Genomic DNA, 13,038 nt, shown 5'->3' on the forward strand with positions numbered 1-13,038 from the left:
GGGTCAGCCCTTCTTTTCCACGAGCTCGACGAACCGGTCGAACAGGTAGTCGGCGTCGTGCGGGCCGGCAGCGGCCTCGGGGTGGTACTGGACGGTGAAAGCCGGGACCTCCAGGCCCCGCAGGCCCTCGACCACGTTGTCGTTCAGGCAGACGTGCGAGACCTCGACACCACCGAACTCGGTGTCGATGCGCTCGCCTACGGGTGCGTCCACGGCGAACCCGTGGTTGTGGCTGGTCACCTCGACCTTGCCGGTGGTCCTGTCGAGCACCGGCTGGTTGATGCCGCGGTGGCCGTACCCCAGCTTGTAGGTCCCGAAGCCGAGCGCGCGGCCCAGGATCTGGCTGCCGAAGCAGATGCCGAAGAGCGGCACCCGCCGGCGCATCACCTCGCGGGCGAGCGCGACCGGGCCGTCGGCGGTGGCCGGGTCGCCGGGGCCGGGCGAGAAGAACACCGCGTCCGGGCCGACCGCGAGCAGGTCCTCGATCGACGAGGAGGCCGGGAAGACGTGTGTGGTGACGCCCCGCCCGGCCAGCCGGCGCGAGACGTTGCGCTTGATGCCGAGGTCGAGCGCGGCCACCGTGTAGCGGTGCTCGCCCTCGGCCTGGACGGTGTAGCGCTCGGGGGTGGTGACCTGGGCCGACAGGTCGGCGCCGAGCATCTGCGGCTGGGCCAGGACCCGCTGCTGCAGGGCGCGCACGTCGAGATCGACCGAGGAGATGCCGACCCGCATGGCGCCGCGCTCGCGCAGGTGGCGGGTGAGCGCGCGGGTGTCGACGCCGCTGATGCCGACGACGCCCTCGGCCTTGAGCCGGTCGCCGAGGTCACCGGTGGAGCGCCAGTTGGACGGGCGGCGGGCCGGGTCGCGGACCACGTAGCCGGACACCCAGATGCGGTCCGACTCGTCGTCCTCGTCGTTGACGCCGGTGTTGCCGATCTGCGGGGCGGTCTGCACCACGACCTGCCGGTGGAACGACGGGTCGGTCAGGACCTCCTGGTAGCCGGTCATGCCGGTGGTGAACACCGCCTCGCCGAACGTCTCGCCGACCGCGCCGTACGAGAATCCGTGGAACGTGCGCCCGTCCTCGAGCACGAGGATCGCCTTGCTCATTTGACTGCCTTCCCGTCCAGAACCGTCGCCTCGCCCCGCAGGAAGGTCGCCACGATGCGACCGGGCAGGGTCATACCCGCGTACGGCGTGTTGCGGCTGCGGCTCGCCAGCTCCGACGGGTCGACGACCCGGCGCGCGGACGGGTCCACCAGCGTCAGGTTGGCCGGGGAGCCGGCGGTCAGGTCGCCGCCGTGCCCGGCCAGACCGGCGATCCGGGCCGGGGCCCGCGACATCCGGTCGGCGATCAGCTCCCACTGCGGGCCGAAGATGCTCAGCACGATCGGCAGCGCCGTCTCCAGGCCGAGCATGCCGGGCCGGGCGTGCGACCACTCGCATTCCTTGTCCTGCACGGCGTGCGGGGCGTGATCGGTGGCGACCACGTCGATCACCCCGTCCAGCAGGGCCTGGCGCAGGGCGTCGACGTCACGGCGCGTACGCAGAGGGGGGTTGACCTTGTAGACCGGGTCGTAGCCGGCCGCCAGCTCGTCGGTGAGCAGCAGGTGGTGCGGGGTGACCTCGGCGGTCACGCGGACGCCGCGGGCCTTGGCCTGCCGCAGCACCTCGACCGAGCCGGCCGTGGAGACGTGGCAGACGTGCAGGCGGCTGCCGACGTGCTCGGCCAGCAGCACGTCGCGGGCGATGATCGCCTCCTCGGCGACCGCGGGCCAGCCGGTCAGCCCGAGCCGGGTGCTGACCTCGCCCTCGTGCATCTGCGCGCCCTCGGTGAGGCGGTGCTCCTCGGCGTGCTGGGCGATGACCCCGTCGAACGCCTTCACGTACTCCAGGGCGCGGCGCATCAGTTTCGGGTCGGCGACACAGAAGCCGTCGTCGGAGAAGATCCGCACGTTCGCCGCCGAGGTGGCCATCGCGCCGAGCTCGGCCATCTGCTTGCCGGCCAGGCCGACCGTGACCGCGCCGATCGGCTGCACGTCGACCAGCCCGGCCTCCCGGCCCAGGCGCCACACCTGCTCGACCACGCCGGCGGTGTCGGCGACCGGCGAGGTGTTCGCCATCGCGCAGACCGCCGTGTAGCCACCGAGGGCCGCGGCACGGGAGCCGGTCTCGACGGTCTCGGCGTCCTCCCGGCCGGGCTCACGCAGGTGGGTGTGCACGTCGACGAGGCCGGGCAGCGCCACCAGTCCCGTACCGTCGATGATCTCGGCGTCTTTATCCGCTTTGTCGGAAATGACGCCATCTTTAAGGAAAAGATCCGCCGGCGCAGCGCCGAGAATCGAGACGCCCTTGATCAGGTACGCCATCACTTGCCTCCCAGGAGCAGGTAGAGGACGGCCATCCGGACGCTGACGCCGTTGGCGACCTGTTCGACGATCGTGGAGCGGGGCGAGTCGGCCACCTCGGGCGCGATCTCCATCCCGCGGTTCATCGGGCCGGGGTGCATGACGATCGCGTGCTCCGGCAGCTTCTTCATCCGGGCCACGTCGAGCCCGTAACGGCGGCTGTACTCGCGCGCCGAGGGGAAATACGAATCCTGCATCCGCTCGGTCTGCACCCGCAGCATCATCACCACGTCGCTGTCCGGCAGCACCGCGTCCAGGTCGTAGGAGACCTGCGTCTTCTCGGCAAGCGCGGCGGCGACGTCGAGCGGGATGAGCGTGGGCGGGCCGACCAGGGTGACCTGCGCGCCGAGCGTGGTGAGCAGCAGCACGTTCGACCGGGCGACCCGGCTGTGCAGCACGTCGCCCACGATCGCCACCTTCAGGCCGTCGAGACGGCCGAGGCGGGACCTCATCGTGTACGCGTCGAGCAGCGCCTGGGTCGGGTGCTCGTGGGTGCCGTCGCCGGCGTTGACCACCGACCCGTCCACCCAGTTGGCCAGCCGGTGCGGGGCGCCGCTGGCCGAGTGGCGGATCACCACGGCGTCGGCCCCCATCGCCTGCAGGGTCAGCGCGGTGTCCTTGAGGCTCTCGCCCTTGGACACGCTGGAGCCCTTGGCGGAGAAGTTGATGACGTCGGCGGAGAGCCGCTTGGCCGCCGCCTCGAAGGAGATCCGGGTCCGCGTCGAGTCCTCGTAGAACAGGTTGACCACGGTGCGGCCGCGCAGCGCGGGCAGTTTCTTCACCTCACGGCCGGAGAGCGCGGCCATCTCGGCGGCGGTGTCCAGGATCAGCGTGGCGGTGGGCGCGTCCAGGTCGGCGGCGGAGCGCAGGTGCTTGATCACGAGAGGCCTCCGAGCAGCTTGACCTCGTCGGCGCCGTCGGTCTCGGTGAGGGTCACCTTGACGCTCTCGCTGAGCGCGGTCGGGATGTTCTTGCCCACGTAGTCGGCGCGGATCGGCAACTGCCGGTGACCGCGATCGACCAGGACCGCGAGCTGCACCGAGCTGGGCCGGCCGACGTCGTTGAGCGCGTCGAGCGCGGCGCGCACCGAGCGGCCGGAGAAGAGCACGTCGTCGACGAGGATGACCCGCAGCCCGTCGATCCCACCGGGCGGCAGCTCGGTGCGGCCGAGCGCGCGGGTGGCCTTGAGGCGCAGGTCGTCGCGGTAGAGCGTGATGTCGAGCGAGCCGACGGGGACCTCGACGCCCTCGAAGGCGTGAATCCGGGCGGCGAGGCGGTGGGCCAGCGGGACGCCCCGGGTCGGGATGCCGAGCAGCACGGTCCCGGTGGCGCCGGAGGTCTTCTCGAGAATCTGATGGGCGATCCGGTCGACGACCCGGTGCAGGTCGGACTCCGCCAAAATGATCTTGCTAGGTGCGTCTGCGCGTGGTTGTGCCACGGCGGACCTCCTTCCCCGCCTCACGGGACGGGTCGTTAAAGGACGTCGGTACGGACCCTGATGAACACGGGCCCGATGGCTGACGCAACGTTACCAGTGCACGCGCCGTTGGCCATGGTGACGTGCCTGACTGGAGCAGAGCGGACAAATCACCTCGACTAGGGATACAGCCGGTTACTTTGGTGCGGCCCGCGCGACTCATCGGTAACCAACACTTGACCGGCGGTCGCAAACTCCGTACCGTCACGCAGCGTAGCGATCCGTGAGGAAAGAACCCTCCGGGCCAGCACAGTACCGGGAGTGTCCGTATGCCGTCTGAGTACGCGAAGTCGCTGGGCGCCCGCCTGCGCTCCATCCGTCAGCAGCAGGGTCTGTCCCTGCAGGGTGTCGAGGAGAAGTCCAACGGCCGCTGGAAGGCGGTCGTGGTCGGCTCCTACGAGCGGGGCGACCGAGCCGTCACCGTGTCACGTCTGGCCGAACTGGCCGACTTCTACCGTGTGCCCGTCTCCGAGCTGCTGCCCGATGGCAGTGGCATCCGGCTCGAGGCCACCAACAAGATCGTCCTCGACCTCGAGAAGCTGTACGACACCACGGGTGAGGACCTCGCCTACGTGGCGCGGTACGCGCGGGCGATCCAGCAGCAGCGTGGCGACTACAACGGCCGGGTGCTGTCCATCCGCGCCGACGACCTGCGCGCCCTCGCCATCGTCTACGACATCTCGCCGTCCGGCCTCATCGAGCGCCTGACCGAGCAGGGTGTCCTGGTGGCGGACCCGCGCGCGTTCTTCGCCAGCTGAACCGTTGAGCCGGCGGAACTGAACAAAATCAGCAACACCCTGTAGCGCCCCCCGTGAAGCCCGCGTCCGCCCGACGCGGGCTTTCGCCTTTCCGCCGCCGGTTGAACCACGGCGACGGCTCCGCTCGTACACCCGGGCATGAGAAAACGGCCCGCATCCGAGGATCCGGGCCGTTCCGTGACGCGCTCAGCGGGTGGCGAAGGCCGCGATCCGGTCCAGCAACCCGTTGAGGAAGCGGGGGCTGTCGTCGGTCGACATCTCCCTGGCCAGCTCGACCGCCTCGGTGATCGCCACCGGATCGTCCACCTCCGGCTCGAAGAGCAGCTCGTAGACCGCGATCCGGGCCAGGTTGCGGTCGACCGTGGGCATCCGGTCGATCGTCCAGCCCTCGGCGTAACTGGCGATCAGCTCGTCGATCCGGTCGAGGTGCTTGGCCACACCCTCGATGAGCGTCTTCGAATACTCGAGGTGCTCGGGGTGTGGCTTCGCGATCCGGTCCAGGTACGTCAGGAGCACCTGGCTCGGCGGCAGGTCACGCAGGTCTGCCTCGAAGAGGACGTCCAGCGCACGCTTGCGTGCCTTGCGACGCGCGAGCCGCTCCTTCTTGGGACCTTCAGCCATCAGCTGCGGCCGAGGTAGCGGCCGTCGCGGGTGTCGACCTTGATCTTCTCACCGGTGGTGATGAAGAGCGGAACCTGAACCGTGGCGCCGGTCTCGACGGTCGCCGGCTTGGTGCCACCGGTCGAGCGGTCGCCCTGCAGGCCCGGCTCGGTGTAGGTGACCTCGAGGAACACGCTGGTCGGCAGCTCGATGTAGAGCGGCACGCCCTCGTGCAGCGCGACGGTGGCCTCGGCCTCGGCGAGCAGGTAGTTGGCGTTGTCACCGACCGTGGCGCCGGGGACGTGGATCTGGTCGTAGGTGTCCAGGTCCATGAAGACGAAGTCCTCACCGTCCTGGTACAGGTACTGCATGGTGCGCTTGTCCACGGTCGCGGTCTCGACCTTGGTGCCCGCGTTGAAGGTCTTGTCCACCACCTTGCCGGACAGCACATGCTTCAGCGTGGTCCGCACGAAGGCCGGACCCTTACCCGGCTTGACGTGCTGGAACTCGACAACGCTCCACAGCTCCTTGTCGAGGTTGAGCACCAGGCCGTTCTTCAGGTCGTTGGTGGAAGCCATTTCCTGCCTTGATCTTTGTACGATTCGGTGACCGAACCACTCTACCGGCGTCAACGTGGCCGGAGCGAATCGGGCCTACCGGGCGATGTGCTCCAGGGCCAGGCGATATCCGTCGAAACCCAGCCCCGCGATGACCCCGGTGGCGACCGCCGAGATGACCGACCGGTGCCGGAACTCCTCCCGGGCGTGGACGTTGGAGATGTGCACCTCGACCAGCTTGCCGCGCAGCATCGCGCAGGCGTCCCGCACCGCGTAGTTGTAGTGCGTCCAGGCGCCCGGGTTGAGCACCACGTCGGCGCCCTCGTCGGCGGCCCGGTAGAGCCACTCCAGCATCTGGTGCTCGGCGTCCGTCTGTTTCACCTCGACGGTCAGGCCCAGGTCGTCGGCGACGGTCTGGCACATCTCGACCAGGTCCTGATAGGTCGACGACCCGTACACCCCGGGCTCGCGCAGGCCCAGCCGGCCCAGGTTCGGCCCGTTCAGCACATAGATCATCGGGCCACCGCCGCGTACGCCCGGCGCAGCAGCTCCTCGTCCGGCCCGGCCAGGATGCCCGGTTTCGCCAGGCCGTCCAGAACCACGAACCGCAGGGTGGCGGCCCGCGCCTTCTTGTCGACGCGCATGGCGGGCAGCAGGTCGCTCCAGGCCTCGGCGGGGTACGCCGTGGGCAGTCCCAGCGACTCCAGGATCGCCCGGTGCCGGCCGGCCGTCGCGTCGTCCAGCCGGCCGGTGAGCCGGCCCAGCTCGGCCGCGAAGACCAGCCCCACCGCGATCGCGTGCCCGTGCTTCCACGTGTAATTCTCGCGGCGCTCGATCGCGTGACCGAGCGTGTGCCCGTAGTTGAGGATCTCGCGCAGCCCGGACTCCTTGAGGTCCACCCCGACCACGTCGGCCTTCACCCGGATCTTGCGCTCGATCAGCTCGCGCAGCACGTCACCGCGCGGGTCGAGAGCGGCGGCCGGATCGGCCTCGACCAGCTCCAGGATCCGCGGGTCGGCGATGAACCCGCCCTTGACCACCTCGGCCAGGCCGGCCGCGATGTCCTCGGCGGGCAGGGTGTCCAGCGCGTCCAGATCGCAGATCACCCCGGCCGGCGGATGGAAGGCGCCGACCAGGTTCTTGCCGGCGGCGATGTTGACGGCCGTCTTGCCGCCGACGGCGGCGTCGACCATGCCCGCCACCGAGGTGGCGACCGGCACCCAGCGGACCCCGCGGAGCCAGGCCGCCGCGACATAGCCGGCCAGGTCGGTGGTCGCGCCACCCCCGACACCCACCACCACGTCGGTACGGGTGAAGCCCGCGGCCCCCAGCGCGTCCCAGCAGCGGGCGGCGACCTCGATGGACTTGCCCCGCTCGGCGTCCGGCACCTCGATCGGCACCACGGTCACGGCCCCGGCCGACTTGGCGACGGCCTCGGCGCGCTCACCGAGCGCGGGCGGGTGCAGCACCGCCACCCGGGCCGCGCCCTCGATCATCGCGGGCAGCTCGTCCGCCAGCCCTCGGCCGACGACCACGTCATATGGACGGTCGCCCGTCACCGGAATCCGCGTCACCACGGGCTACACCCTATGCGTACCGCCGCGAGCCCTCATGGGGTTATATACAGATGACCCCAAGCGGGTTACACATGAGGCATGCCGAAAATCAACGTGTACCTTCCCGACGACCTCGCCGAAGCGGTCCGCGAAACCGGCCTGCCCGTCTCGCCGATCTGCCAGCGCGCCCTGGAGCAGGCGGTCCGCCGCATCACCACGATCCGCCAGGCGGTCCTCACCGACATCGACCCGGCCTGGCTCGCCGAGCGCCTGCCCAGCTTCACCGCCCGCCTGGTCGGCGTCCTCAACCTGGCCACCGCCCGGGCCCGGGAGACCGGCGCCGCCGCGGTCACCACCGGCCACCTGCTGCACGGCGTGCTCGCCGAGGGCAACAACCTGGCCCTGCAGATCCTCACCGCGATGGACGTCGCCCCCGGCTCGCTGACCGCCCCCGACACCCCGGAGCCGCCCGCCACCCCCGGCGCGCTGCGGTTCAGCGGCCCGGCCGCCGTCGCCCTGGAGCTCAGCGTCGGCGAGGCGATCGGCTTCGGCCACAACTACGTCGGCTGCGAGCACCTGCTGATCGGCCTCGCCGCCGAGCCCGACGGCGCCGCCGGCGAGCTGCTCCGCTCCCGGGCCGTCGACGGCAAGGCCGCCCGCCGCACCGTCGCCGCCGCCATCGCCGGATACGCCCACCTGCGCGCCACCAGCCCCGACCAGACCGCGCCCCCCGCCCTGCTCAACGCCGTCCGCGCCGAGCTGGCTCCGCTCGTACGCCGCATCGAGGCCCTGGAGGGCCGCCTGCCCGATCCCGGCGTCTGAACGGCATCACCCGAACCGCTGAGATTCCCGTTGCGGCCTTCCGATACTCTCGCTGACCGCAACGGGGGGAGCATGGCAATGGGTATCGATCGGCGGACGGTCATGCGGCGTGCGCTCCTCGCCACCGGAGGGGTCGCCGTCGGGGCGGGCGGCGCGATCGGGCTGCCGCGGCTGTTCGGCTGGGACCGGCCGCCGCTCAGCGGTGGCTACGCGGCGGCCGCGGACGCGCCCGCCGACATGCGTAACCCCGGGCTGTCGGTGCACTACTACGTGGAGACCACCGAGCCGGTGGTGGCGTTCACGTTCGACGACGGGCCGGCCCCGGACTGGACGCCGATGGCGCTCGACGCCCTCGACGCCGCAGCGATTCCGGCCACGTTCTTCATGGTCGGGCGCAACCTGGAGGCCAACGCCGATCTGGTACGCGACCGGATGTCCCGCCACGAGATCGGCAACCACTCGTGGTCCCACGACGACCTCGCCACCCTGGACCGGGCGGGCGTGATGAGCGAGCTGACCCGCACCCACGAGATGATCAAGAAGGTGTTCGGCCGGACACCGACGCTGATGCGGCCGCCCTACGGGCATCTCGGCGGCTCGACCGTGCTGGCCGCTGACCTCATGGGCTACGACATCGTGCTCTGGTCGCACCTGATGCGGGAGCTGTACTTCGAGAAGAACCCGGACGGGCAGGTCCGCGACATCGTCGACAACGTGCGCCCCGGCTCCATCGTGCTGGCCCATGACACCGGCAAACCGAACCGGCTGGTGTCGCTGCGCGGCCTGCCCGCCATGTTCGCCGGCCTCAAGGCGCGGGGCTTCCGCTTCGTCACCGTCCCGGAGCTGCTCGCCCTGGAGAAGAAGACCCCGGCCGCCTAGCGCAGGGCGGCGACGACCTCGGCGGTGATGCCGGCCTCGTCGCGGCCGTCGGTGGTCACGGTGTACGTGGCCACCTCCAGGTAGAGCGGGCGGCGCTGGTCGAGCAGGTATTTCAGGGTGGCGCGCGGGTTGATCGCCAGCAGGGGACGGCCCGCACCCAGCCCGACCCGTTTGACCGCGTCGGCCAGCTCCACGGACAGGTAGACGACCGTGTGGGCAGCGAGCAGCTTACGCGTACCCTCGTCGAGGATCGCTCCGCCGCCGAGGGCGAGAACGCCGCCGAACGTCTCCAGGGACTCCGCCACGACCTCGCGTTCGAGGGCGCGGAACGCGGCCTCGCCGTCGTCGACGAAGATCTCCGGGATCGGCTTGCCGGCCCGCTCCTCGATGATCGCGTCGGTGTCGCCGAAGGGCACGCCCAGCTCGGCGGCGACGGCCCGGCCGATGGTGGTCTTGCCGGCGCCCATCACACCGACGAGGACCGCGACCGGCGCCATCAGTGGATGATCAGATTGTCGAGGTACGACCGGAGGTTACGGCGGATCTCGGCGACCGAGTCACCGCCGAATTTCTCCGTCGCCGCCTCGGCCAGCACCAGGGCGACCATCGCCTCGGCGACGACCGCGCCGGCCGGGACCGCGCAGACGTCGGACCGCTGGTTGATCGCGGTGGCCGGCTCGCCGGTGACGATGTCGACGGTCTGCAGCGCCCGGTTCAGCGACGAGATCGGCTTGAGCGCGGCACGCACCCGCAGCGGCTCGCCGTTGGTGATGCCACCCTCCAGGCCGCCGGCCCGGTCGGTCACCCGCTTGACACCCTCGGGCGTCGGGACGATCTCGTCGTGGGCGACCGAGCCGCGCGAACGAGCCTGGGTGAACCCGTCGCCGATCTCCACACCCTTGACCGACTGGATCGACATCAGCGCGGTGGCCAGGCGGGCGTCGAGCTTGCGGTCCCACTGGACGTGCGAGCCGAGACCCGGCGGCACGTTGTAGGCGAGCACCTCGACGATGCCGCCGAGCGTGTCCGCGTCCTGCTTGGCGGCGTCGACCTCGGCCACCATGCGGGCGCTGGCCTCGGGGTCGAGGCAGCGCAGCGGGTCCTCGTCGATCCGGTCGAAGTCGTCCGGCGTCGGGATCAGACCCGGCTTGGCGGCGACCGAGCCCAGCTCGATGACGTGCGAGACGATGTCGATGCCGAGCGCCTGCTTGATCAGCTTCTTGGCGACGACGCCGACGGCGACACGGGCCGCGGTCTCCCGGGCGCTGGCGCGCTCCAGGATCGGACGGGCGTCGGTGTGCCCGTACTTCTGCATACCGGCCAGGTCGGCGTGACCGGGACGCGGGCGGGTCAGCGCCGCGTTACGCGACTGCGAGGCCAGCACCTCCGGGTCGACCGGGTCGGCCGCCATGACCGTCTCCCACTTGGGCCACTCGGTGTTGCCGACCCGGATCGCGACCGGCGAGCCCTGGGTCACCCCGTGCCGGATGCCGCCGATGAGCTCCAGCTCGTCCTGCTCGAACTTCATCCGGGCGCCGCGACCGTAACCCAGGCGGCGGCGCACCAGATCACGGGTGATGTCAGCGCTCGTCACCTCGATCCCGGCGGGGACACCCTCGAGCAGCGCGACGAGCGCCGGTCCGTGCGATTCACCTGCAGTCAGCCAGCGCAACACCGCAACAGTCTGGCACGACGCCCGTAGGCGACAGCGGGTGCCCGGCCGCATCCCGCCCTGCGGACACCCGGCCCGCTGTCACCCACGGGCCGCGACCGCCTCGCCGAGCGCCCTGCGCATCGCCTCCTGCGGCGCCTCCGCCAGCCCGGTGAACTGCTCGAACTGGCTGAGCGCCTGGGCCAGCAGCAGATCGAGCCCGGAGACCACGGGGATGTCGTGCTTGGTCGCGGACGCGGCGAGCGGAGTGGGCCACGGGTCGTAGAGGGCGTCGAAATACACGCTCCCGGGGCGCCAGGTGACCCGCTCGGCCAGCTCGTCGGCGGCCCCCTTGGGAACTGTCGACAGCACCGCGTCGGCGTCGAACGCGCCCTCCGCGTCGGCCCAGGCCACACCGTCGACGGTGAGGCCGAGAGCCACCGCCACCGGGGCCAGCTCGTCACGGGACTCCGGCCGGCGGGTGACCACGGTGACCGTCTCGGCGCCCAGCTCGGCCGCGGCGGCGAGCGCGGCACGGGCGGTGCCGCCGCCGCCGAGCACGGTGATCCGCGGGGGCGCCTCCTTGACCGCGTGCCGGCCGCGGCTCAGGCCGAGACCGGCCTCCCGCAGCACGTGCACCATGCCCGGGACGTCGGTGTTGTCGGCGTGCCAGCCGCCGTCCGGCTGCCGGACCAGCGTGTTGGCCACACCGGCCGCGATGGCGACCGGTGACGCCGAGGTGGCCAGCCGCAGCGCGGCCTCCTTGAGCGGCATGGTCAGTGACAGCCCGGCCCACTCCGGGCCCAGCCCGGCCACCAGATCGGGCAGCTCGGACTCGGCGCATTCGATCGCCTCATACGTCCAGCCGGACAGCCCGGCGGCGGCGAACCCGGCATTGTGGATCACCGGGGAGAGCGAGTGTGCGATCGGCTTACCGCACACGGCGGCCTTCCGGCCGCTGGACGGGGTCTCGTCTTTGCTCTGCACCCGGCCCACTTTACGGGGCCGGGGAACCGGCTCATTTCCCGCAGAGGTCGATACCGTTGGCGCAGGCCTTCTGCACGTTCTTCTGGTGCTCGGCGTCAGTGACGGCGAAGGCGGACCGGCCGCTCTTGTCGATCGCCACGAAGAACAGCCACGGCCCGTTGGCCGGCTTCAGCGACCCGATCAGCGCCGCCTTGCCGGGGTTGTTGATCGGCCCGACCGGCAGGCCCTTCACGATCTCGGTGTTGTACGGGTTCTTCGGGTCGTCCATCTCCTTCTGCAGGAGCTGGCCGGAGTGCTTGGGATCCTTGCCGTTGAGCTGGAGCCAGTAGTTCGTGGTCACGTCGAACTGCAGGGGCATGTCCTTGACGTACGCCCGGTTGTAGGCGACCCGGGCCACCTTCGGGTAGTCGGCGGGAATACCGGCCTCGGCCTGGGCCAGTGACGCCACGATCAACGCCTCGTACGGCGACACCTTCCGGTTCTTCTGCACCTCGTCGGCGAAGCTCATGTCGCCGGTGACGGTGAGGAAGTGCTCCACCATGGTCCGCAGCGCTTGCTGGGCGGTCACCTTGGTGTCGAACTCGTAGGTGTCCGGGAAGAGGAAGCCCTCGATGCTCTTGGCCGGCTGCTTGCCGTCACCGCGGTTGAACCACCAGTCCGGCACGCCGAGCGCCACCGGGTCCTTCGCCGCCTCCTCGAAGTCCTTCACCGGGATGCCGGTGCCCTTGGAGAGCAGCTCGTAGGTCTGCTTCGCGGTCTTGCCCTCGGGGACCGTCACGCCCTTGCTGAGCCGCGTGTTCGGGTCGAGGAGCTGCGCGAGTGCCTGCTTGGCGGCCATCTGCTTACGCAGCACGTAGGTGCCGGCCTGGATGTTCTTGCTCTTCGGCTCGGCGTCGGCGGCCTCGGTGAACGCCTTTGTGCTCTTCACCACATCGGCCTCGACCAGCTCGTTGCCGATCTCGGTGAGCGACAGGTTCTTGCGGATCGTGACCTCGACCGGGGTGGTGCCGGAGCCCTCGTAGTCGGCGGCGACGAAGAAACTCGCGACCTTGGTGTAGCCGAAGTAGACGCCACCACCCAGCACCGCGAACAGCAGCAGGGTCATGGTCAGCGCGATGGCCGACCGGCCCCGGCCTCGCTTGGCCCGGCCGCTTCGCCCTGAACCACTCGACTCGGCGTCCTCTTCGAACGCCACATCCAGTTCGTCGATCATCTCCGTCTGCCTCCGCTGCCCGTCCGGCCGACTCCGGTCAGAACACGACCAGCACTGACGCGCACCATACCCACATCGATGCCTTCGCGCCCACCCCTGGGTTCCTGCCTAACGCGCTGTGGCCGGGCGG

General features: G+C 70.6%; 15 protein-coding genes. 3 read left to right on the forward strand and 12 right to left on the reverse strand.

Annotation, left to right across the window (positions count from 1 at the left end; all coding sequences use genetic code 11):
• Positions 1-3: 3 nt before the first annotated feature.
• Genes carA through pyrR form a run of 4 tightly spaced genes read right to left on the reverse strand, consistent with a single transcriptional unit; the run spans position 4 to position 3,870 of the window.
• Positions 4-1,110, reverse strand: a complete 1,107-nt coding sequence (gene carA / locus BM290_RS13610; RefSeq protein ID WP_093613828.1) for a glutamine-hydrolyzing carbamoyl-phosphate synthase small subunit — start codon at positions 1,108-1,110, stop codon at positions 4-6.
• Positions 1,107-2,372: a dihydroorotase gene (locus BM290_RS13615; protein ID WP_093613830.1), complete on the reverse strand. Its 1,266-nt coding sequence runs from the start codon at positions 2,370-2,372 to the stop codon at positions 1,107-1,109. The genes carA and BM290_RS13615 overlap by 4 nt, the downstream gene beginning before the upstream one ends.
• Positions 2,369-3,289, reverse strand: coding sequence for an aspartate carbamoyltransferase catalytic subunit (locus BM290_RS13620; protein WP_093613832.1), 921 nt, complete (start codon positions 3,287-3,289; stop codon positions 2,369-2,371). The genes BM290_RS13615 and BM290_RS13620 overlap by 4 nt, the downstream gene beginning before the upstream one ends.
• The gene (pyrR, locus tag BM290_RS13625) at positions 3,286-3,870 is read right to left on the reverse strand and encodes a bifunctional pyr operon transcriptional regulator/uracil phosphoribosyltransferase PyrR (protein WP_373871146.1); all 585 of its coding nucleotides are present in this window, start codon (positions 3,868-3,870) and stop codon (positions 3,286-3,288) included. Before pyrR ends, BM290_RS13620 begins: the two co-directional genes overlap by 4 nt.
• Positions 3,871-4,154: 284 nt before the next feature.
• Between pyrR and bldD the strand changes: the two genes are divergently transcribed.
• Positions 4,155-4,643, forward strand: a complete 489-nt coding sequence (gene bldD / locus BM290_RS13630; RefSeq protein ID WP_014446326.1) for a transcriptional regulator BldD — start codon at positions 4,155-4,157, stop codon at positions 4,641-4,643.
• Between the two features lie 186 nt (positions 4,644-4,829).
• Here bldD and nusB read toward each other — a convergent pair whose 3' ends face one another.
• From nusB to aroB, 4 genes are all read right to left on the reverse strand, one after another.
• Positions 4,830-5,264, reverse strand: coding sequence for a transcription antitermination factor NusB (gene nusB / locus BM290_RS13635; RefSeq protein ID WP_093613836.1), 435 nt, complete (start codon positions 5,262-5,264; stop codon positions 4,830-4,832).
• A complete protein-coding gene (efp, locus tag BM290_RS13640) occupies positions 5,264-5,821 on the reverse strand; it encodes an elongation factor P (protein WP_093613838.1) in 558 nt (185 codons plus the stop codon). Before efp ends, nusB begins: the two co-directional genes overlap by 1 nt.
• A 75-nt stretch (positions 5,822-5,896) precedes the next feature.
• Positions 5,897-6,316: a type II 3-dehydroquinate dehydratase gene (gene aroQ, locus BM290_RS13645; RefSeq protein WP_093613840.1), complete on the reverse strand. Its 420-nt coding sequence runs from the start codon at positions 6,314-6,316 to the stop codon at positions 5,897-5,899.
• Positions 6,313-7,377 (reverse strand): 3-dehydroquinate synthase, encoded by a 1,065-nt coding sequence (gene aroB / locus BM290_RS13650; protein ID WP_093613842.1) that lies wholly within the window; start codon positions 7,375-7,377, stop codon positions 6,313-6,315. The genes aroQ and aroB overlap by 4 nt, the downstream gene beginning before the upstream one ends.
• 78 nt (positions 7,378-7,455) lie before the next feature.
• Here aroB and BM290_RS13655 point away from each other — a divergent pair, with 78 nt between their 5' ends.
• Entirely contained in the window at positions 7,456-8,178 is a 723-nt protein-coding gene (locus BM290_RS13655) for a Clp protease N-terminal domain-containing protein (protein ID WP_093613844.1), read from the forward strand.
• A 78-nt stretch (positions 8,179-8,256) separates the two neighbouring features.
• Positions 8,257-9,057 (forward strand): polysaccharide deacetylase family protein, encoded by an 801-nt coding sequence (locus tag BM290_RS13660; protein ID WP_307837986.1) that lies wholly within the window; start codon positions 8,257-8,259, stop codon positions 9,055-9,057.
• Here the strand turns inward: BM290_RS13660 and BM290_RS13665 are convergent.
• The 4 genes from BM290_RS13665 to mltG form a co-directional block, all read right to left on the reverse strand.
• Positions 9,054-9,554, reverse strand: a complete 501-nt coding sequence (locus BM290_RS13665; protein WP_093613848.1) for a shikimate kinase — start codon at positions 9,552-9,554, stop codon at positions 9,054-9,056. The two genes, BM290_RS13660 and BM290_RS13665, sit on opposite strands and share 4 nt — an antisense overlap.
• Positions 9,554-10,732 (reverse strand): chorismate synthase, encoded by a 1,179-nt coding sequence (aroC, locus tag BM290_RS13670; protein WP_093613850.1) that lies wholly within the window; start codon positions 10,730-10,732, stop codon positions 9,554-9,556. The genes BM290_RS13665 and aroC overlap by 1 nt, the downstream gene beginning before the upstream one ends.
• A 78-nt stretch (positions 10,733-10,810) precedes the next feature.
• Complete coding sequence (locus tag BM290_RS13675; protein ID WP_093614695.1) at positions 10,811-11,695, reverse strand: shikimate dehydrogenase; 885 nt, start codon at positions 11,693-11,695, stop codon at positions 10,811-10,813.
• 31 nt (positions 11,696-11,726) lie between these two features.
• Positions 11,727-12,908, reverse strand: coding sequence for an endolytic transglycosylase MltG (gene mltG / locus BM290_RS13680; RefSeq protein ID WP_093613852.1), 1,182 nt, complete (start codon positions 12,906-12,908; stop codon positions 11,727-11,729).
• Positions 12,909-13,038 lie beyond the last annotated feature (130 nt).

Origin of the sequence: Actinoplanes philippinensis (genome assembly GCF_900113015.1) — a bacterium.
Taxonomy (GTDB): Bacteria; Actinomycetota; Actinomycetes; order Mycobacteriales; family Micromonosporaceae; genus Actinoplanes; species Actinoplanes philippinensis.

Coding starts and splice junctions, on each gene's coding strand:
- carA (WP_093613828.1), bottom strand. CDS start 1,110: ATGAGCAAGGCGATCCTCGTGCTCGAGGACGGGCGCACGTTCCACGGA.
- nusB (WP_093613836.1), bottom strand. CDS start 5,264: ATGGCTGAAGGTCCCAAGAAGGAGCGGCTCGCGCGTCGCAAGGCACGC.
- BM290_RS13665 (WP_093613848.1), bottom strand. CDS start 9,554: ATGGCGCCGGTCGCGGTCCTCGTCGGTGTGATGGGCGCCGGCAAGACC.
- bldD (WP_014446326.1), top strand. CDS start 4,155: ATGCCGTCTGAGTACGCGAAGTCGCTGGGCGCCCGCCTGCGCTCCATC.
- mltG (WP_093613852.1), bottom strand. CDS start 12,908: ATGATCGACGAACTGGATGTGGCGTTCGAAGAGGACGCCGAGTCGAGT.
- efp (WP_093613838.1), bottom strand. CDS start 5,821: ATGGCTTCCACCAACGACCTGAAGAACGGCCTGGTGCTCAACCTCGAC.
- BM290_RS13655 (WP_093613844.1), top strand. CDS start 7,456: ATGCCGAAAATCAACGTGTACCTTCCCGACGACCTCGCCGAAGCGGTC.
- aroQ (WP_093613840.1), bottom strand. CDS start 6,316: ATGATCTATGTGCTGAACGGGCCGAACCTGGGCCGGCTGGGCCTGCGC.
- BM290_RS13660 (WP_307837986.1), top strand. CDS start 8,257: ATGGGTATCGATCGGCGGACGGTCATGCGGCGTGCGCTCCTCGCCACC.